This window comes from Pseudonocardia yunnanensis (assembly GCF_039534065.1).
In the GTDB taxonomy this organism is placed as follows: Bacteria; Actinomycetota; Actinomycetes; order Mycobacteriales; family Pseudonocardiaceae; genus Pseudonocardia; species Pseudonocardia yunnanensis.
The window spans coordinates 375,157-394,315 of the sequence record NZ_BAAAUS010000006.1 but is presented as its reverse complement, the minus strand read 5'-3'; the positions used below and the strand labels follow the sequence as shown (position 1 = coordinate 394,315).

The following is a 19,159-nucleotide window of genomic DNA, read 5'->3' as shown; positions in this document are numbered from 1 at the left end:
CGTAAGTCTAACTTACTTACGCTGTAAGTCTGGTTGACGACGCAGGAGTGCGAACATGTGCAGCAACAGAATGCGACCCGCAAAGATTTGCATCATCGGCGCCTCGGGAAAGCTCGGGCAGTACATGGTCGGCCACGCTCTCGAGCGCGGCTACGAAGTCGTCGGCGTCTGTCGCGAACGCAGCGTCGGCAAGCTCGCTGCGTTCGCGGACCGGATCACGATCGTCCCCGGCCGCACGAACGATCCGGAGGTGATCCGTGCGGCGGTCGCGGGCTGCGACGGCGTGCTGACCGTGCTGGTCCCGTGGGGCGTGCAGCAGTACTCGTCGGGCACCGCGCAGGCGGTACTCGACCACGCCGAGCCCGACGCGCGCCTGGTCTTCTCGTGCGGCTGGCACATCACCCGCGACGGCAAGGACCGGTACTCCTGGAGGTTCACGACGACCGTCCGGATCGTCAGCCTGCTCGCGCGCCTCGTGCGCGCGGTCGAGATCGACGACCAGGTCGAAGCATGCCGGCGGATCTTCGCCAGCGACCGGCGGTGGACCGTCGTTCGCGGTAGCGACCTCGAGGAGGGCGAGAGCCAGGGCCTTCCCGTGTGGAGCCGCCACGTCGGCGACCCAATCCTGAAGAGCAACCTGACACGGCGCGTGGACTTCGCGCTGTTCATGGTGGAGGCGCTCACCGACGACACCCTTGTCCGTGAGGCACCGGCAATCGTCGGGCGCCTATCGCCCAGCGCTCTGGTCCGCGCCGGCGATGGTCCTTCCCCCGAGGCCGGGACAACGCAGTGACGACGCTCGGCCATTCGTCTCTCTTAGAGAGTCGCGCCATCGCACCGGACCTCGCGCGTGGGCTCATGCTGCTGCTCATCGCCCTGGCGAACGTGTCCTGGTTCCTTTACGGAACACCCACCACCGGCGTCACCGCTCTCCGTCCTGATGCGACCGATCTCGATGCGGCATGGCAGATCATCGCGATGATCGCGATCGACGGACGTAGCTACCCGCTCTTCGCGTTCCTCTTCGGATACGGCATCTGGCAGCTCTACGTACGGCAGCAGATGGCCGGCCGCGACGAGAGGACTGCGCGGCGCCTGATCCGGTCACGGCACCACTCCTCTGTGCCTGGGGAATCGGCCTCGGCGGCATTCGGGACCAGTGGCAGGCCGCGCTCCTGGCGGCAGCGACGTGGCTCGTGTCGATAGGTTTCGCCGTGGTCTTCGACCGCGCCGGCAAGCGTGGCCCGGCAGAACAATTGCTTCGTGCCCTCGCCTATCGCGGCGGGAGCCCGCCCGCGTCTCGCGCCGCTTCCTCCAGTCTGGGTCGTTGAGCAGGCCAGGCGCTCAGCGTCGAGGCATTCCTCCGCCGAGGTGGCGAGACTTCGACCGTAAGCGCACCTGGTTCGCTTTCCTGTGGGCTGGATATCGGAAGGGGCCGGAATCCGCTCTCCGCGGCGGGATCCGGCCCCTTTCGCGTATCCGCGCCGGGCTTCACAACCGATCAGACGTGCAGCAGCCCCAGCCGTCGGGTGGCGCGGGTGATGGAGACGTACAGGTCGGCGGGGTTCTGCGCGCGGATCCGTTCCGGATCGACGATGACGACGGCGTCGAACTCGAGGCCTTTCGCCGACACCGGTGTGTGCGCAATGGCCTGCATGTCGCCGAGGTCGGGGAGGCCTGCGAGATCGGCGGCGATCACCGCCAGAGTTCCCCGACCCAGCTCCGCGGCCTCCTCCTCGACGGCCGCACGCACCTCGGCGGCGAGGTCGGCGGCCGGCACGGTGCGCTGCCACGGCTTCTCGCCCGTCGACCGAACCGATTCGGGCGCCTGGCGTTCAGGGGCGAACTCCGCCAGCACGCCGGCTGCCAGTTCCATGATCTCGGACGGGGTCCGGTAGTTGACCGTGAGCGTCCGGTAGATCCACCGGGAGTCGAGGTGCGGACCGAGCACGTCGGCCCACGCCTGCGCTCCCGCCGGGGCGCTGCGCTGTGCGAGGTCACCGACGGCGGTGATCGAACGGGAGGGGCATCGGCGCAGCAGTACGTGCCAGTCCATGGCGGAGAGCTCCTGCGCCTCGTCCACGACGATGTGCCCGAACCGCCAGTCGCGGTCGGCCGCAGCCCGCTCGGCGACGCTCATGAGGTGCTCCGGCACATGACGGGCGGCGAGCACGTCCGCGGTGACGAAGTCGGTGGGGCGCAGCTCGTCGGGGTCCTCTCCGGCGATCTGGCGGTCGGCCGACTCGAGGATGGTCAGCACCTCCGCGGCGTATGCGCTGTCCGGTTCGCCCCGCTGCTCCTGCGGTTCCTGCGACGGTCCGAGCAGCTCGGCAAGCTCGTCGAGCAGCGGGGCGTCCGCCACGGTCCAGCTGCCGCCTTCGCGGTACAGCTCGGAGACGTCGATGTCACCACCGGCGGCGGCCAGCCGTCCCCGTGACGCGTAGAGATCGGTGAGTACCTGCTCCGGGGTGAGCGCCGGCCAGAGCCGCTCGACCGCCGCATGGAAGTCGAGGTGCGCGCGCAGGTCGTCGCGTAGCTCTTGGCGCAACTCGGCCGTCACCTGCGCCGCACTGGCAGGCGCCAGCTCCGGGAGATCGCCGAGCTCACGCAGGATCTCGGCGAGCTCCGGTGGGTCTTCGAGGTCCTGGTTCAGACGCTCGACGCCCTGCTGGACGAGCAAGCTGCCGAGCGTGTCGCGGAACGTCGTCCGCGCCGCGTTGTGTGGCAGCCCGGTCGCACGAGCGCGCGCCCGGGCCTCTGCCGCCGTCGCATCGTCGATCTCGACGGTCACGTCCTCGAGATCGATCGCGATCGGCGCTCCGGGTAGTTCCTGTCTGTCGGCGGCGGCGCGGCGCATCACGTCCACCATCACGAGATCGCCTTTGAGGCAAGCCACGCCGTCCGGGTCGACGGCGGTCGCCACGACACCGTGGCGCAGCCGGCCCGGCGTCGTGAACACGACCGCGGACTCGCCCAGCGCAGGCAGCACACCCCCGACGTAGCGGATGAAACCTGCGCTCGGGCCGACCACCAGCACGCCGCTGCGTGCCAGCCGCTCGCGGTGCGTGTAGAGCAGGTAGGCGGCCCTGTGCAGCGCGACCGCCGTCTTCCCGGTTCCCGGTCCGCCCTCGATGACGACGGTGCCGGAGAGCGGCAGCCGGATGATCGCGTCCTGCTCGGCCTGGATCGTCGTCACGATGTCGCGCATCGTCGAACCGCGAGGCGCCTTCAGAGCGGCGAGCAGTGCCGGATCGGAGGCAGACCCCGAATCGGCTTCGGTCGCCGCGCGACCGTCCAACACGTCGTCGTGGAAATCCGCGACACGCTCGCGCGGCGCCGTGCCGGCGAGCTGGAAATGGCGCCGTCTGGTCACGCCGAGCGGTGTGGCCAACGTGGCGCAGTAGAACGGCTGCGCGGCAGGAGCGCGCCAGTCGATGAGTGCGCTTTCGCCGTCACTCGGGTCGGTGAGCCCTATCCGGCCGATGTAGCTCGTCGACCCTCCGGTGTGGTCGAGCCGGCCGAAGCACAATCCGGAACGGGCGGCTGTCAGCGTGGTCACCCGCTCCGACCAGCGATGTACGGAGACATCCCGCTCCCAGCGGGCGCTGAACTCGTCGCCCGTCGGCGCGGCGAGCATGCCTTTCGCCTGTTCACTAGCCGCTTCGAGCTCGGTGGCCAGCAGCGCATGCAGCGTGCGTAGTCGGGCGGTCTCCGCCTCGAGCTCGCGTTCGAAAGAGGGTCTTCCCACGGCTTCCCCGCCCATGATAGAATTAAGTTGTAGAGGAGCGTTCTTATTCTCGAATGGCACCCTTGAGAATAACCTTTTCGCACGTTTCCGTGCAAAGCCGCTCGTCCGGTCCGGTCCGTGCAAGGACTACATCGCCGTTTCCCACGACGCCGTTGCCCGACGTACGCCGCTGACCTGACCCCGCTACCTCAGGCCGAGCCGATCGACGCACGCCGGCAGATCACCGCGGTCGAACATCTCTCGGGCACCCCTGCGACGCGCCGCGGCAGCCACGTACGCCCCGGCGCGTTCGCGCAAGGTGCCCGCCCGCTACTTCCCCGCTCTCACACCAGAGACAGCGTCCTGCGAGAGCGAGCGCCTCGCGACCAGCGTCGTGAAAAACCTGTGTGCTGGTCGCGAGGTCGGGCCCGTCAGCGTCCCGCGTTCTCGGCGATCAGCGGTGTGGCCTCGTCGGCCCGCTCGATGGTTGCGAGGTGTCCACCCTCCAGCACCTCCAGCCGCGCGCCGGGTATGCCGTCGACGATCGTGCGGGCATGCGGTTCGACGGGGGTGGACAGGTCTGCCGAGCCGGCGATCACCAGCGTGGGCACGGAGATCGCGGGGAGCCGGTCGCGGTGGTCCCACACCTCGAGCGCCTGGCAGCTGGCCAGGTAGCCCTCGTCGGACGTGCCCGCAACCATGGCAACCGCCTCCGCGACGGCGTCGGGGTGCTCGGCCGCCCACCCCGGCGTGAACCAGCGGGAGACCACGGTCTCGGCGATCGGGGCCGTGCCCCCGTCGGCGACCGCCTTGATCCGGTCGGCCCAGATCGACGAGTCCGGGAAGTTCGACGACGTGCAGCACAGGGTGAGGCTGGTGAGCCGCTGCGGCGCCTCGGAGCCGAGGTACATCCCGACCATGCCGCCCATCGACAGACCGCACCACGCCACCTGCTCGAGGCCCAGGTCGTCGAGCAGGGCGATCACGTCGCCTGCGAGGTCGGCGATCCGGTAGGGCCCGGGAGGCACGGGCGACCCGCCGTGACCCCGGTGGTCGATGCGGATCACCCGGAAGCGCTCCGTCAGCGGCCCGACCTGCGGACGCCACATCTCCAATGTCGAGCCGAGCGACCCCGACAGCACGATGACCGGCGCGTCGCGCGGTCCTTCGTCGACGTGGTGCAGCCGTACCGGACTTTCCGTCATGACTCTCCCGATCCCACCGTGCGCAACGAGCGCAACGTCGTCAATTCCGTGTCGCTGGGCGGCGCCGTGATCATCAGATCCGCCGACACCTGTAGTGGCCAACCCGTCTCCGACCGCACCTGCTCGACGGTGATGCCGTGATGGAGGGCCGCGAGCACCAGCTCTGCGGTGTCCGGGTCGGGTTCGAGGACGCCGAGGTCGGTGATCACCCGGACGGGCCCCGCTCCGCGCAGTCCCAGGATCTGGCGGTCGAGTGGACCACTCCCGTACCCGACGGACGTCACGAAGTCCACCTGCTCGACGAAGGCGCGCAGGCGGTGGCGCATCACGACGATCACCTCGCGGCAGGACGCTGCGATCTCGGGTGCGCCACCTGATCCGGGCAGCCGCACGTCCGGCTCGTCGTACTCGCCGATCACCGTGGTGTTGATGTTGCCGAAGCGGTCGAGCTGGGCGCCGGAGAGGAACCCGACGTCGATCCGCCCGGGCTGCAGCCAGTAGTTGAAGATCTCGGGCACGCTGACGACGGACAGCGCCGACTCGGCGAGGATGCCGTCGCCGATCGAGAGCGGCAGCTCGTCGGGCCGGGTGTCGAGGGTGCCCGACTCGTAGATCAGCACGAGGTTGGGTGCGTGGAGGCGGCGCGCCAGGTTGGCCGCCGTGGACGGCAGGCCGATCCCCACGAAGCACGCCTGCCCGTCTCGCAGGGATCGGGCGGCGGCGATGCTCATCATCTCGTCGGCGGACCACGTGACGGTGGTGCTCGGCTCCGTCACCCGGTCGGTCGTGCCGGTCATGCCGCCTCCTCCTCCAGCGTGCGCAGCCAGCGGGTGAACGCCTCGCGATCGCGACTGATCGCGTCCCAGTTGCGGTAGGCGGCGTTGTCGCGGTCGTAGTAGCCGTACGCGTACGACGGCGCGGCGCCTCCCGGCGCCACCGCCACCGCATCGAGCACCCAGTGCGGGAGGATCACCGCCCCGGGAATCGGCGTCAGCTCGTCGACGATCTCCTCGACGGTGGCCAGGGAGCGCTTCGCGGCGAGGACCGCCTCCTTCTGCACCCCGGTGATGCCCCACAGCTGGACGTTGCCGGCCTGGTCGGCGCGCTGGGCGTGCACCACCGTGACGTCCGGGTTGAGCGCGGCCACGGCGGCCAGACGCTCGCCCGTGAAGGGGCACTCCACAGTGGAGATGGTCTCGGTGTGGGTGGGCAGGTCGGTGCCGGCGTAGCCGCGCAGCACGGCGAACGGCAGACCCGATGCGCCGGCGACGTAGCGGTTGGCCATTCCGGCGTGGCTGTGCTCCTCGATCTGAAGGGGCGCGGGCCAACCGGTGGCGAGGGCGTCGCGCATCCTGTGCAACGAGCCGACGCCGGGGTTGCCGCCCCAGGAGAACACCAGCTTGGCCGCGCAGCCTGCGCCGATGAGCTGGTCGTAGATCAGGTCCGGAGTCATCCGGACGAGGGTGAGGTCTCGGCGTCCTTGCCGGATGATCTCGTGTCCGGCGGCGAACGGGATGAGATGTGTGAAGCCCTCGAGCGCGACGGTGTCCCCGTCGTGCACAAGTTCGGACACAGCCTGCGGCAATGACACGATCTTGGCCACGTGGAAACGCTAGTGCGCACAGCCGGGCCGGGCAATCGAAGACCGGGTGGCCGGCGTCCCCCCGTCGGGTGGCCAAAGGTGCGGCGTTCCGCCGGGGGCCGCATCGGGCCCCGAGACCCTTATGCTGCTGCTCGGGGGGAGGACACGTGCGAGGTCTCGGTGAGCTCGAAGCTGCGGTCATGGACGTCCTCTGGTCGTCGCCCGAATCGCACCGGGTACGCGACGTCCTCGAGGAGCTGGCCCCGCAGCGCAAGCTCGCCTACACCACCGTCATGACCGTGTTGGACAACCTGCACCGCAAGGGTTGGGTCCAGCGCGAGATGGACGGTCGCGCCTACCGCTACCGGCCCAGTGCCACCCGCGAGGAGGTCACCGCCCGCGCGCTGCGTGATCTGCTGGATGCGTCCAACGACGTCGAGACGGTGTTGCTGCATTTCGCACGTTCGGTCTCCGAGAGGGAGTCCGCGGTCCTGCGCGACGCGCTCGGTGAGGCGCCCGACGGCGCTGACGGGCGATGACGATAGCCCTCGCGCTGCTCCTCGGTTCCGCGATCGTCGCACTGACCGCACCGGTGTTGCTGCGTCATCTCGGAGCCCGAGCGGTCGACCCGGTGGCCGTCATCGTCTGCTGGGTGCTCGCGGTGCTCGGCGTCTCGATCACCGTGTGCGTCGGCCTGGCGATCATGGCGATGCCGGGGTACGCGGCCGACACCCCGTTCGTGTACCTCGTGGGGCGGCGCTGGTGGTCGGCCGTGCAGGACGCCCCCCACTTCGCCGCCTACAACGCCGCGGCATGGGCCGCCGTCGTGGTCCTGGCTGTGGCCGGGCTGCGGCTCACCTGGGTGGCGGTGCGGCACGGACGGGCAAGGCGCGCCCTGGTCCGTGACCGGCTCGACGTGCTGCGCATGCTCGGCACCACCGTCCCCTGTCGCGAGGGTGGTCCGACCACGTTGTGGGTGCGTTCGGAGCGCGGCCTCGCGTTCAGCCTCGCCGGCAGGCCGGGCACGATCGTGGTCACCGACGGGTTGCACAGGCAGCTCTCGCCCGACGGCATCGCTGCCGTCCTCGCCCATGAGCGGGCCCATCTGCGCGGGCGGCACCACATGATCACCGCCTGGGCCGAGGTGGTCTCCGTCGCGTTCCCGTTCGTCGTGCTGTTCCGGGCCGCCTCGCCGGCGCTCCGGGATCAGGTCGAGATCGCTGCCGACATCGCCGCCGCACGCTCGTCGGGACGCGAGGCGTTGCGCGCCGCGCTGCTGGACGTCACCGGATCCGGGACGCCGGGAGTCGCGCTCGCGATGGCTCGCGACGCGGTCGCCCTGCGGCTGCGCTACCTGGCCGTCGTCGCCGAACCGCCCTCCCTCCTCGGCACGCTCTCGCGCTGCGGGACGCTCGGCGTGCTGTTCGCGGTCACTCCGCTGCTGGCCGCCGCGGTGCTGCTGTGGGTCACGTCCGCCCTGGCCACCGCATTGCCGTGAGATCCCGGTGACATCGGGCGAGGCGCCGGTCACGAACTGCGGCGCCCGGTTCGTCACGGTGCGATCGTGACGACGTGGTCACTCTTCATGACATCGGTCCCGAACTCAGTACGCGCTTCATGCTGCCGACCGGGCCGGTGGAGCGCCTCGGCTACGGCACCATGAGCCTCACCGGTCCCGGCGTCTGGGGGCCTCCGGCCGACCCGGACGCCGCCATTGCCGTGCTCCGCAGAGCGGCCGAGCTCGGCGTCGATTTCTTCGACTCCGCCGACTCCTACGGTCCCGAGGTCACCGATGACCTCGTGCGCCGAGCGTTGCATCCCTACGAGGGCATCACGGTCGCCACCAAGGCCGGCTTCCTGCGGACCGGCCCGAACAAGTGGCACCCTTGCGGCCGCCCGGAGTACCTGCGCCAGCAGTGCGAACTGAGTCTGCGCAGGCTCGGTGTCGAGCGGATCGACCTGTTCCAGCTGCACCGGATCGACCCGTGGGTGCCTGCTGACGAGCAGTTCGGCGTGCTCGCCGACCTGCAGGCGGAGGGCAAGATCGCCGCAGTCGGGCTGTCCGCGGTCGACGTCGAGCAGATCGAACGCGCCACAGCCGTGGTGGATGTGGCGACCGTGCAGAACCACTACAACCTGCTCGACCGCTCGAGCGACGCCGTCCTGCGGTACTGCACCGAGCTCGGCATCGGCTTCATCCCGTACGGCCCGATCAGCAAGGGCGAACTGGCCGCGTCCGACAGCCCGGTGACCGAGATCGCCCGCCGCCTCGGCGCCACCGCGTCGCAGGTGTCGCTGGCGTGGCTGCTGCAGCGGTCCTCGGTGATGCTCCCGATTCCCGGCACGAGCAGCGTGCAGCACCTGGAGGAGAACGTCGGGGCGCGAAGCCTGCAGCTCGACCAGGAGTCGGTCCAGAAGCTGGACGACGCCGCCTGACACCCACCCCCGCGAGTCGCCCGGAACCTCCGCGCGAGTCGCTCCGATCCGGAGCCCGAGTCGCCCGGATCCGGCCCGTGAGTTGCCCAGCGTTGTGCCCAGGTCCGCCTCGAAGAACCCGCGAGTCGCCCGAAATCCGGCCGCGAGTCGCCGGAGAGCAGACCGCGAATCTCCAGGCTCTGCCTGATCCATCCCCGAGTCCGTGCCGATCGATCGCTACGCGATGTCGGCCGCTTTGTCGTGACGATTCTGCTGCCCGAGGCGCTCGGCGGTACGGGTGATGTTGCGGACCATGCCGCCGAACACGATGCCGTGGAACGGTGCCACCGACCACCAGTAGAGGTGGCCGGTCAACCCGCGCGGGATGAACACCGCCCGCTGCCCGTACGAGGAGCCGCCCGGCACCGGACGCACGACCATCTCGAGCCACGCGCGCCCCGGCACCTTCATCTCGGCACGCAGCCGCAGCATCCGGCCGTCGGCGCCGTCACGGAGCTGCTCGACCCGCCACCAGTCCAGGGCGTCGCCGGTCTGCAGACGGTCGGGATCACGCCTGCCGCGGCGTAGCCCGACGCCGCCGACGATGCGGTCCATCCACCCCCGCACGGCCCAGGCCAGCGGGAACGAGTACCAGCCACGCTCACCGCCGATACCGGTGACCACCTCCCACAGTGCATCGGGATCGGCGGTGCCGGCGTGCTCGCGCTCGTCGAGATAGACGGTGCCGCCGGACCACCGCGGATCGGTCGGCAACGGGTCCGACGGCATGTCGCCCACCGCCGCGCCCGACCACCTGGTCTCGACGTCCCCACCGGAGATCTTCGCCAGCGCCAGCTGGACGGCCCGGTCGTAGCCGGTGCGGCCCTCCGGAGGATCGGGCACGTACTCGCGAATGTCCTGCTCGGAACACACCACCTCGTGCACGAGCGACTCGATGAGCGGCCCCGCGATGCTCTTCGGCACCGGCGTCACGACGTTCACCCAGTGCGCCGAAAGGTGTGGAGTCAGCACCGGCACGGGGACGATGCGCCGCGACGGCAGCCCGGCCACCGCGGCGTAGCGCTGCATCATGTCGAGGTAGGTGAGCACCTCGGGGCCGCCGATGTCGAAGATCCGGTTGACCTCAGGCGGGAGCGTGGCCGCTCCGATGAGGTAGCGCAGCACATCCCGTACCGCAATGGGCTGGATCCGGTTGTGCACCCAGCGCGGCGTCACCATCACCGGCAGGCGCTCGGTCAGGTAGCGCAGCATCTCGAAGCTCGCGGAACCCGATCCGAGGATCACCGCCGCCTGCAGCACCGCGGTCGGCACGCCGCTGCGCAGGAGGATCTCGCCCACCTCGGCGCGCGACGCGAGGTGCTCCGACAGCGGGCCGTCGGGATGCAGCCCGCCGAGATAGACGATCCGGCGTACGCCGGCGTCCCTCGCGGCCTGCGCGGTGATGAGAGCAGCGCGGCGGTCGGTGGCGGCGAACTCACGGTCCGAGAGCGAGTGCACCAGGTAGTAGAGGACGTCCACCCCCTCACACGCTGCACGGATGCTCGCAGGGTCCAGCAGGTCCCCGCTCACGATCTCGGCGCGCTGTGCCCACGGCACGTCCCGCAGCTTGTCCGGATCGCGCACCAGGCACCGCACGGGGCCGGCATCGACCAATCGCGCGGCGAGCCGGCCGCCGATGTACCCGGTCGCCCCGGTGACGAGGTAGCGCATCCCCCGATGCTCCCGGCCCGCCCCGGATCTCGCGACTCGACCAGTCGCCGTCGCTCGTCCATCCCGCTCGTTCACTCCATCGTGATAGACATCCCCGCGAATACGACGATCATGGGGAGGCCGCCGCGGTGGTAGAGGATGCGGCGGCGCTGCTCGTCGATGCGCTGGCAGCCGGGCGCGAGCTCGATCTCGCCGGAGCGGCCCTGCCGGCAACGACCCTGGCGGCCGTGCTCACGGACACGCCGCCACCGGGAGCCCCGGCGTTGCGGCTGCGGCGGGCCCACATCACCGGCCTCCTGCGGCTCACCGGCGCCGAGGTCACGATGCCCGTCGAGCTGCGGGGGTGCGTTTTCGCCCAGACTCCCGACCTGCGGATGGCACGCTTCGCCGGTCTCGCGCTCACGGGGTGCCGGCTGCCCGGGCTCCGAGCGGGCAACGTGCGAGTGGCCGCCGACCTGCTGCTCGACGACGGGTTCACTGCAGCCGGACCGGTGCATCTCACCGACGCGCAGATCGGCGGGTCGCTCCGGTTGTCGGCAGGCCGCCTGCGGGGCGCCGGTGGCCGTGCGCTGATCGCCGACCGGATCGTGGTCGAAGGCACCTTCTACGCGCGGCGGCTGCGCAGCAGCGGCGAGCTCCGGCTGCCCGGAGCGCGGATCACCGGCAACCTCGACTTCGGCGGCGCCGACCTCAGCAGCCCCACCGGGGACGCGTTGGACGCCACAGGCATCACGGTGGGCGGCAGTCTCCTCGCCGGTCGTCACAACGCCGGGCCGGATGTGGCGTTCTGCGCGTCGGGTCGGGTCCTGCTCCCGGGTGGGCGGTGATCTGGTGTTCTCCGGGGCTCGGATCGAGCGTGGCGCCGCGGCCGCGGTCGCCGACCTGGTGCCGGCGCCGGGGGAGAGCCGGATGCCGGTCGTCCCCGGCGGGATCGTCGACGGCGCGGCCTGCCTGGTGGCCGACCGCATCCGGGTGGAGGGGAACCTCGAGCTCGACGACGGGAGCCGCACCGACGGCACGGTGCGGCTGCCCAACGCCGTCGTCGGGGGATACCTGCGGCTCTCGGGTGCCCGGCTGGCCGGGCCGGCGGGCGCGTCGGAGTTCGGGATCGCGCTGCTCGGCGACGGGATGGACGTCGGCGGTGACCTCGAGGGACGTGACAACGGGCGCGGTCCGCTCATCTGTGCCGGGCAGCTGCGGCTGGTGGACGCCCACGTGCGGGGAAGCGCGAGCCTGTCCGGGATCGAGCTGGCCGCCCCGGGGCGGGTATGCGCTGCTCGCCGATCGGCTGCGGATCGGCGGCGAGCTCTACATGCGCCGGCTGCACTGCGCGGGCACCGTCCGGCTGCAGAACGCCGAGATCGGAGCCACCCTCGACTGCACGGCCGCGCGGCTCGAGCAGCCCCGGCTGCGGCCCGACGGCACCGCACGTCCGTCCCTCGACGCCCGTGCCGCGACCGTCGGCAAGGACATGGTCTGTTCCGAGGGATTCCTGGCCGCAGGTGGCGTTCGGCTGCGGCGCATGGAAGTGGGCAAGTCGGTGCAGTTCGTCGACGCCACCTTGGGAACTCTGCCGTCCACCGTCATTCCCTATGCCCTCAACGCCTATGGGTTGGTGACCGGCGAGCTCATCGTCCGACCGGCCGCGCCGCCCAGTGGAAGAGTGCGCCTGACCCAGGCTCAGGTCGGCACCTTCACCGATTCCGCTCCGTTATGGGCGGCCGTTGGTGGCATCGATCTGGACGATTTCGATTACCAGAAAATGAATGACACACGTGTGATTGACATCCGTACGCGGCTACGCTGGCTCAAACAGGTGATGCCCGACTACGCTCCGGGACCATACGAGCAGTTGGCGGCCGCGTACCGGCGCGCGGGCGACGAGGAGCTCTCCGAGCGAGTGCTCATGGAAAGGCAGAGCCGGCGTTCCGCAGAGGCCGGCGTCGCCGGGCGGATCTGGGGCGTGCTCCAGCGCTGGACGGTCGGATTCGGCTATCAGCCCTGGTTGGCGGTCTGCTGGCTCGTCCTGTTCGCGGTTCTCGGCGGCACCTGGTTCGCGATGCACCCGCCGCCTCCGGTCGACGAGGGACAAAACCCCGTTTTCAATCCCTGGCTCTTCGCCGCCGACACGCTCCTCCCGATCGTGAACCTCGGGCAGGACGGGTACTGGCGGTTGGACGGGGCATCCCAGTGGATAGCGAGTTCATTGGTGGCCGCGGGGTGGATCCTCGCCACAACGGCTGCAGCGGGCGCAGCACGAATACTCAAGCGAGTGTGAGCGGGGGCAAAGACCACCCGAACGAGCGGAACCGGGCCGCGGAGCTGTAACGGTCGCTCCGAACCCGTTTCCACGCCCGAGTGTCCCCGTTGTGGGTGTTAGTACGCCGAAAGCCGCACCAAGGCAGCACCATGGTGGCGCACAGGATCATGACGGAGGTGACGCGTGTCCCCAGCGACCCGCTACTCGACGACCGACGACGACTGGAGCCCGGCAACGGGTAGGCATGCCTTCGACGAGGACGCGGAGCTGACGCCGATCTTCCATGCGCTCACGCGTGGCGGCTGGCGAGCCCGCCAGCACGAGCCCGCTGCTCCGACCCCGCCGCCCCGTGTCCCCGACCCCGTCGAAGCTTTTCGCCGGGATCCGCTGACCGCGCCGATTCCCGTCGTGAAGGACGTCGCTCCCGCGATCCCGGCCTCGCGGGTCGGCCCGGGAGCACATTCGGTGCCGGCGGCGCGACACGAACTGACCGACGAGGGTCGGCACCACCGCAGGCGTAAGGCGATCAGCTCGCACTGGTGAGATCTGTGCGCCTCGAGCGCATGGACCAGCGGCCGCTGGGGAGTGGCCGTGCACGACGGCAGTAACTGCACTACTGCCTCTGACGAGGGCCGGGGTCACGTTGGGACCTCGGCACCGGGATCCCGGCCCTCAGCAGCACTACCCCGATTCCGCCTGACGGTCGGGTGTCAACGCATGACCCGATGACACAATGCGCTATGGGGCGGGCGATATTCAGGGCCGGCCTTGGTGGGCATCGTGATCTCGGCGCCGGGCGCGCCGGGTTTCGGAGTGCGCCCGATGGAGCCGAGACAATGGGGCGGCGATGGATCGCCACACAACTCCTCATAGCAAGTTCCAGCGACACAAGGAGGCCGCTGCGGAACGCGCCGGCCGGAAAGACGCGACCGTCGGGTTCGCGGCGATCTGCTTCGCCTATTTCGCGATCATCCTCGACGGCAGCGTCCTCAACGTCGCCATCCCGTCGATCCGGAACAGCCTGAACGGCTCCATGGCCGAGGCCCAGTGGGTGCTCAACGGCTACACGCTCGCCCTTGCCGCGCTGCTCCTGACCGGGGGCGTGATGGGCGACAGGATCGGCCTGCGCCGCAGCCTGCTGTGGGGAACGGCGGTGTTCACGCTGGCCTCGGCCGCCTGCGCCGTGGCCCCGACCGTCGAACTGCTCATCGTGGCTCGAGTCGTGCAGGGCATCGGCGCCGCGGCACTGCTGCCCGCCACGCTGGCGCTGGTCCCCCACCTGTTCACGGAGCCCACCGAACGATCGCGCGCCACGATCGTCTGGGTCGCTACCGGCGGGATCGCCGTGGCCGTCGGTCCGCTGGTCGGAGGGCTACTGATCGACGCACTCGGTTGGCGAAGCGTGTTTCTGATCAACGTTCCGGTCGGCATCATCAGCATGGCGCTCGTGCTGTGGCGCGTCACCGCCCCACCGCCCCACGTGAGCAGGATCGATCACGCCGGTCAGCTCGCAGCCGCGGCCGCGCTGGCTCTGCTGACGGCCGGACTGATCCTGGGCGGATCGGCCGGTTGGTCGTCACCGGCGACGATCGGCCTGCTGCTGGGCGGGATCGCAGCCGGCGCGGGATTCTGGGTGGTGGAGTGTCACTCGACCCACCCCATGCTGCCGCCGGCGTTCGTCAAGAATCAGATCCGCTCCACGGCGTTGGCCAGCGCCGCTCTGATGGGCTTCCTCTTCTACGGAACGTTGTTCGTCATGTCGCTCTACTTCCAGGACGTTCGCCTCTGGCCTGCAGGCCAAGCGGGTGTGGCGCTGATCCCGCTGACAGTGGGCACGTGCATCGGGCCGCTGATCCTGTACCGGCCGCTGGCCAACCGCTTCGGCCATCGGGTGATGCTTCTCGCCGGTTTCTGCTGCTGTTTGCTGGGCGTCCTGGCACTCGGCCGGGCACAGCCGAGCACCTCCTACCCGACCCTGGCCGTCGGCCTGTTCCTGGTCGGCATCGCGAGCACGATCGCCTTCTCGGCCCTGACCTCGCTGCTGCTCTCGAACATCGCGGACCACCAGAGCGGTCTCGCTTCCGGCGCCCAGAACACCACTCGCCAGACGGGCGCCCTCATCGCGGTGTCGATCCTGGGTTCCGTCCTGAACGCACCGGACATGGCGGCTCGTGTCTGGCCGGCGTTCGCCGTGCTGGCCGGAGCGAACCTCGTGGCCATCCTGATGAGCGCGGCTGCCCTTCGCGCACGGCAGCCTGCCGGATGAACTCCCGGGACGCGAGCACCGCGACTCGCCGTCCGCAGTCGGCCAGTCGCCCGTATTGCGTGCGAGTCGTCCCATCTTCAGGGCGAGTCGACTCCGGGAGCCGCCGCCATGCTGTGGAGAGTCGTGGGAACTGTTTGTCCTGACGACAGCCCCGAGCTCGAAAGTTATCCACAAGGAAGCCCAGTTATCCACAGCTAGCCGTCAGCTCGCCGACTGTGCTCACACCCCGGCACGCGGGGTGTTCGGGTCAGGCGTGCAGGCGGGCTGCCACTGTGCGCAGTTCGGCTGTGGCAGCGGCCCGGTCCACGCGCGTCGGCTCCCGGTCGGAGAGCACCTGCTCCCCTGCAACCCAGACATCCCGGACGAGTCGGGAGCCCCCGGCCCACACCAGGTTCGACAGCAGCTGGGCGTCGTCCTCGGGGCTGACGAACGTGGAGTCGCTGAGGTCGACGTGCACCAGGTCGGCCCATCGGCCCGGTTCCAGCGCGCCGAGGTCGTCGCGCCCGATCGCGGCCGCGCCGTCCCGCGTGGCCATGAGCAGCAGCTCAGCTGCAGTGAGCGCAGCTGCGTCGCCGCTGCTGACGCGGGCGAGCAGTCCGGCGAGCCGGGCCTCGGCCCACAGATCGAGATCGTCGCCGGACGCCGGCCCGTCGGTGCCGAGCCCCACGCGGATGCCGGCGCGTCGCAGCAACGACACGCGCGCGATCCCGGCGGCGAGCTTGGCGTTGGAGCCGGGGCAGTGGGCGACGGCCGTGCCGCGCGCGGCCAACAGCTCGACGTCCTGGTCGGAGAGTTGCACGGCGTGGGCGGCCAGCACCCGGCCGTCGAGCATGCCGACGCGGTCGAGCAGCGCGGGCACCGAGCCGTACGCCTCGCGCTGGGCGAGGTCCTCCTCGGCGGCCTCCGCCACGTGGATGTGCACGAGCGCTCCACGCTCGCGCGCATGCTCACCCACCGACTCGAGCGCCTCGGGCGGCAGGGTGTAGGCGGCGTGTGGTCCGTAGCCGAGCTCGACGCGCTCACCGGGGCCTGACCGCAACCCGTCGGCGTCGATCCGCGCCGACACCTCGTCGCGCATCTCCTCCCACGAACCCAGCCGGTCCCAGCCCGGCGCGGCGATGATGCCAGGGGTGAGGACGACGCGGGATCCCACCGTGGTGACGGCGTCGATCACCGCGTCGGTGAAGAAGTACATCTCGACGCTGGTGGTGCAGCCGGTGCGGAGCAGCTCGACGCAGCCCGCGGTCATCCCCACCCGAACGTCGGACGCCTCGAGCTTGCCCTCGGCAGGCCACATCACCTCCTGCAACCAGCGCATCAGCGGCAGGTCGCCACCCATCCCCCGCAGCAGCGACATCGGGGTGTGGGCGTGGGTGTTGACGAGCCCGGGGAGGAGAGCGCCGGGCAGGGCGCGCACCGGTGCGTCGGTGGGCGGGGCCGAGGACCGTGGACCGACGTGGGTGATCCGCCCCGTGGCGTCGATGTCGACGACACCGTCACGAAGCACGGTGCAGGCGGGGTCGCACGGCAGCACGACCGGCGCGGTGAACCGTGCTGCGAGTGCCGTGGTCATCGTCGCGCCTCCAGCAGCGAGCGCAGTGAACGGAACGGCGGCAGCCAAGCACCGCCCTCCGGCAGCGAGTCGAGCGTGATGCGCGGCAGGGGCTCGCGGAACACGCCCTCGATGTCTTCCAGGTCGATGAACTCGATGACTTCCGAGGTGAGTGCGAAACTCGCGTGCTCGCGGAACCCGATGACCGTGACGTTGGTGCCGAGCTTCTCGAGATCCTCGAGCGGCTCCCGGAACGCCCTTCCGTCGCCGGACGCCACGACGACGTGGCGGAGCGCGCCCTCCTCGGCCCGGAGCCGGATGTGGGCGAGCATGTCTTCGTCGACGTCGGAATCTTCCGTGACCTTCGGCTTTGCGAACACGGCGAAGCCCACGTTGCGCAATGCCTCGACCCACGGCCGGACGACCTCGGTGCTCCCCGGTACCACGTTGGTGAAGACGGTGGCTTCGGCGATCGCATCCGGTCCGGCCAGATCCAGCAGCCAGCGGCCCACCGCGTCGAAACGCGGCCGGAAGGTCGCCGTCGGTCGCGCGCCGAGCAACGAGCCGAGGCTCATATCCATGTTGGGCGCGTCCCAGACCAGCATCACGCGCGGGGCCGAACCCATGGGGATAGCCGCCGTCACGAGCGTCGGGCCGGGGAGCAGAGCGGGGTCATGACCCGACCCTAGCCCTGTGTGAGCGATAGCATTCGCGGCGATGGACGAGAGCCGGGACGCCCTGATCCTGCGACATGGCGCCCACCGGCGACGCCGACTTGTCCGGGTCGCGGCTCGGCCGACCGGCGGATCGTCGCGGTGACAGACGACACATCCGAGGCGGTCGCTGCTCGCGCCGCCGAGGCGATGCATCGGGCCGACGCGGCCGGCCGTGAGGCCGGGATAAGTCTGCTGGACGTGGGGCCTGGCCGTGCTGTGGTCGGCATGACGGTGCAGGCTCGCCACGTGAACGGCCACGGCATCTGCCACGGCGGATACCTGTTCTTCCTCGCCGACGCAGCCCTCGCATACGCGTCGAACAGCTACGGCGTCTCGGCCGTCGCCTCGGGTGCCGACATCGCGTTCCTGCGGCCGGTGCCCCTCGGAGCAGAGCTCGTGGCCGAAGCGATGGAACGTGCGCGCACCGGCCGGTCCGGCCTCTACGACGTCACCGTGCGTCACGGGGAACTGGCGGTGGCGGAGTTCCGTGGCCGCACCCGGCAGGTGCCGGGTCTGCCTCCGCCGAGCTGAGCGGGTGCGCGCGCCTCAGGGCTGGAGAAAGGCCGGGCGCGTGGTGGGGTCGGGCTCGTCGTAGTAGCGGTGGTAGACGGGGGTGAGCCCACCCGAGACGGGAGGCACGATCCAGCTCCAGTCGGCAGGGCAACGCCGCCCGGCGCTCTCCTCGCGGGCCACGTGGGTGAGGAAGCGTCGTGACTCGGAGTGGTGGTCGGCCATCGTCACCCCGGCCTCGTCGAAGGAATGCTGCACCGCCCGCACCATCTCGACCAGCGCGCGGTCGCGCCACAGGGTGCGTTCGGAGCTGGTGTCCAGGCCGAGGCGTTCCGCGATGACCGGCAGCAGGTTGTAGCGGTCGGCGTCGACGAGGTTGCGGGCACCGATCTCGGTGCCGAGGTACCAGCCGTTGAATGGAGCGGCCGGGTAGGTCACGCCGCCGATGTCGAGCGGCATGTTGCTGATCGCGGGCACCGCGTGCCAACGCAGCCGAAGGTCGGCCAGCCACTCGTGGTCGGGGTGGGAGAGCGGCACCTCCAGCACGGCGTCGGCCGGGAGGTCGAAGATCTCCGGCTCGGTGTCGCCACCCGAGATGACCAGCGGTAGCACGTCGAATCGCCCGGGTGGCTCCGGGCGCTGCCATCCCAGGGCGACCGCGTGGTCGGTGAAGTCGGCGTACCGACCGTCGCCACGGACCTCCCCGTTGGGTAGGCGGTGGCCGGCATAGCGCACGAGTTGGTCGTTATGGATGCGCGGTCCGGGCTGGTCCGGCCGGTCGGGGGCGAAGACGGTGATCGTGGAACGAATCCGGCCGCCACGGGTGGCCTCGTGCAGGTGCTCGACGCACTGCGCGGCAACGTCGGCCGGTTTGGTGACGTCCCGCCGGTCACGGACGCGCAGGCTGTTCCAGTACAGCCGACCGATGCAGCGCGCCGAGTTGCGCCAGGCCACGCGTGCGCCGAACGTCAACTCCTCGACGGTGTGGGTGTAGCTGCCGGTTGTCTCGATCTCGTGGCGGATCTGCCACAACCGATGATCGAACCTGGTGGTGGGCGAGGTCTCGGCATAGAACTGGTCGAGGAACTCCTGCGCCTCCGCGAGGTCCACGGAACCCCTCGCCGGTCGGCGGTTGGCGCGGGAGCTCTGTGGCTCGCGGGGAGCAGGAACAGCAGCGTTCGTTGCAACGAGCGAT

Annotated in this window: 19 protein-coding genes; 11 read left to right on the top strand and 8 right to left on the bottom strand. The window is 70.3% G+C overall.

Annotated features, from left to right (window positions below; all coding sequences use genetic code 11):
- The first annotated feature begins 55 nt into the window (after window positions 1-55).
- The 3 genes from ABD743_RS08075 (at window position 56) to ABD743_RS44405 (ending at window position 1,331) form a co-directional block, all read left to right on the top strand.
- Entirely contained in the window at window positions 56-793 is a 738-nt protein-coding gene (locus ABD743_RS08075) for an NAD(P)-dependent oxidoreductase (protein WP_344720334.1), read from the top strand.
- 65 nt (window positions 794-858) lie between these two features.
- On the top strand, window positions 859-1,206 hold the full coding sequence (locus ABD743_RS08070; protein WP_344720332.1) for a DUF418 domain-containing protein: 348 nt from the start codon (window positions 859-861) through the stop codon (window positions 1,204-1,206).
- Window positions 1,134-1,331: a DUF418 domain-containing protein gene (locus ABD743_RS44405; RefSeq protein ID WP_379659029.1), complete on the top strand. Its 198-nt coding sequence runs from the start codon at window positions 1,134-1,136 to the stop codon at window positions 1,329-1,331. Before ABD743_RS08070 ends, ABD743_RS44405 begins: the two co-directional genes overlap by 73 nt.
- 170 nt (window positions 1,332-1,501) lie before the next feature.
- Here ABD743_RS44405 and ABD743_RS08065 read toward each other — a convergent pair whose 3' ends face one another.
- The 4 genes from ABD743_RS08065 to ABD743_RS08050 all read right to left on the bottom strand — a co-directional run bounded on the left by ABD743_RS08065 (window position 1,502) and on the right by ABD743_RS08050 (window position 6,535).
- Window positions 1,502-3,748: a UvrD-helicase domain-containing protein gene (locus ABD743_RS08065; protein WP_344720330.1), complete on the bottom strand. Its 2,247-nt coding sequence runs from the start codon at window positions 3,746-3,748 to the stop codon at window positions 1,502-1,504.
- A 410-nt stretch (window positions 3,749-4,158) separates the two neighbouring features.
- A complete protein-coding gene (gene pcaD, locus ABD743_RS08060) occupies window positions 4,159-4,932 on the bottom strand; it encodes a 3-oxoadipate enol-lactonase (RefSeq protein ID WP_344720328.1) in 774 nt (257 codons plus the stop codon).
- On the bottom strand, window positions 4,929-5,729 hold the full coding sequence (locus ABD743_RS08055) for a CoA-transferase subunit beta (RefSeq protein WP_344720326.1): 801 nt from the start codon (window positions 5,727-5,729) through the stop codon (window positions 4,929-4,931). Before ABD743_RS08055 ends, pcaD begins: the two co-directional genes overlap by 4 nt.
- Window positions 5,726-6,535 carry a CoA transferase subunit A gene (locus tag ABD743_RS08050; protein WP_344720325.1) on the bottom strand — a complete coding sequence of 270 codons (810 nt, stop codon included), beginning with the start codon at window positions 6,533-6,535 and terminating at the stop codon, window positions 5,726-5,728. The genes ABD743_RS08055 and ABD743_RS08050 overlap by 4 nt, the downstream gene beginning before the upstream one ends.
- 146 nt (window positions 6,536-6,681) lie before the next feature.
- On the opposite strand from ABD743_RS08050, the gene ABD743_RS08045 reads away from it, so the two are divergent.
- The 3 genes from ABD743_RS08045 (at window position 6,682) to ABD743_RS08035 (ending at window position 8,950) form a co-directional block, all read left to right on the top strand.
- Window positions 6,682-7,053, top strand: a complete 372-nt coding sequence (locus ABD743_RS08045) for a BlaI/MecI/CopY family transcriptional regulator (protein WP_344720323.1) — start codon at window positions 6,682-6,684, stop codon at window positions 7,051-7,053.
- Window positions 7,050-8,012: a M56 family metallopeptidase gene (locus ABD743_RS08040; RefSeq protein ID WP_344720321.1), complete on the top strand. Its 963-nt coding sequence runs from the start codon at window positions 7,050-7,052 to the stop codon at window positions 8,010-8,012. Before ABD743_RS08045 ends, ABD743_RS08040 begins: the two co-directional genes overlap by 4 nt.
- Window positions 8,013-8,086: 74 nt before the next feature.
- The gene (locus ABD743_RS08035; protein WP_344720319.1) at window positions 8,087-8,950 is read left to right on the top strand and encodes an aldo/keto reductase; all 864 of its coding nucleotides are present in this window, start codon (window positions 8,087-8,089) and stop codon (window positions 8,948-8,950) included.
- A 216-nt stretch (window positions 8,951-9,166) separates the two neighbouring features.
- Here ABD743_RS08035 and ABD743_RS08030 read toward each other — a convergent pair whose 3' ends face one another.
- Window positions 9,167-10,660, bottom strand: coding sequence for an SDR family oxidoreductase (locus ABD743_RS08030; protein WP_344720317.1), 1,494 nt, complete (start codon window positions 10,658-10,660; stop codon window positions 9,167-9,169).
- A gap of 128 nt (window positions 10,661-10,788) precedes the next feature.
- On the opposite strand from ABD743_RS08030, the gene ABD743_RS08025 reads away from it, so the two are divergent.
- From ABD743_RS08025 to ABD743_RS08010, 4 genes are all read left to right on the top strand, one after another.
- Entirely contained in the window at window positions 10,789-11,487 is a 699-nt protein-coding gene (locus ABD743_RS08025; RefSeq protein ID WP_344720315.1) for a hypothetical protein, read from the top strand.
- 485 nt (window positions 11,488-11,972) lie between these two features.
- A complete protein-coding gene (locus ABD743_RS08020; RefSeq protein WP_344720313.1) occupies window positions 11,973-12,938 on the top strand; it encodes a hypothetical protein in 966 nt (321 codons plus the stop codon).
- 165 nt (window positions 12,939-13,103) lie between these two features.
- Complete coding sequence (locus ABD743_RS08015; protein ID WP_241036589.1) at window positions 13,104-13,463, top strand: hypothetical protein; 360 nt, start codon at window positions 13,104-13,106, stop codon at window positions 13,461-13,463.
- A 304-nt stretch (window positions 13,464-13,767) separates the two neighbouring features.
- Entirely contained in the window at window positions 13,768-15,186 is a 1,419-nt protein-coding gene (locus ABD743_RS08010; RefSeq protein WP_344720311.1) for an MFS transporter, read from the top strand.
- A 247-nt stretch (window positions 15,187-15,433) separates the two neighbouring features.
- On the opposite strand, the gene ABD743_RS08005 is transcribed toward ABD743_RS08010, so the two are convergent.
- Both ABD743_RS08005 and ABD743_RS08000 read right to left on the bottom strand, forming a co-directional pair.
- Window positions 15,434-16,759, bottom strand: coding sequence for an amidohydrolase family protein (locus ABD743_RS08005; RefSeq protein WP_344720309.1), 1,326 nt, complete (start codon window positions 16,757-16,759; stop codon window positions 15,434-15,436).
- Entirely contained in the window at window positions 16,756-17,364 is a 609-nt protein-coding gene (locus ABD743_RS08000) for an NYN domain-containing protein (protein WP_344720307.1), read from the bottom strand. The genes ABD743_RS08005 and ABD743_RS08000 overlap by 4 nt, the downstream gene beginning before the upstream one ends.
- 189 nt (window positions 17,365-17,553) lie before the next feature.
- Between ABD743_RS08000 and paaI the strand changes: the two genes are divergently transcribed.
- Entirely contained in the window at window positions 17,554-17,985 is a 432-nt protein-coding gene (gene paaI / locus ABD743_RS07995; RefSeq protein ID WP_417715879.1) for a hydroxyphenylacetyl-CoA thioesterase PaaI, read from the top strand.
- 15 nt (window positions 17,986-18,000) lie between these two features.
- Here the strand turns inward: paaI and ABD743_RS07990 are convergent, their stop codons facing one another.
- Window positions 18,001-19,074, bottom strand: coding sequence for a nitric oxide synthase oxygenase (locus tag ABD743_RS07990; protein WP_344720305.1), 1,074 nt, complete (start codon window positions 19,072-19,074; stop codon window positions 18,001-18,003).
- Window positions 19,075-19,159 lie beyond the last annotated feature (85 nt).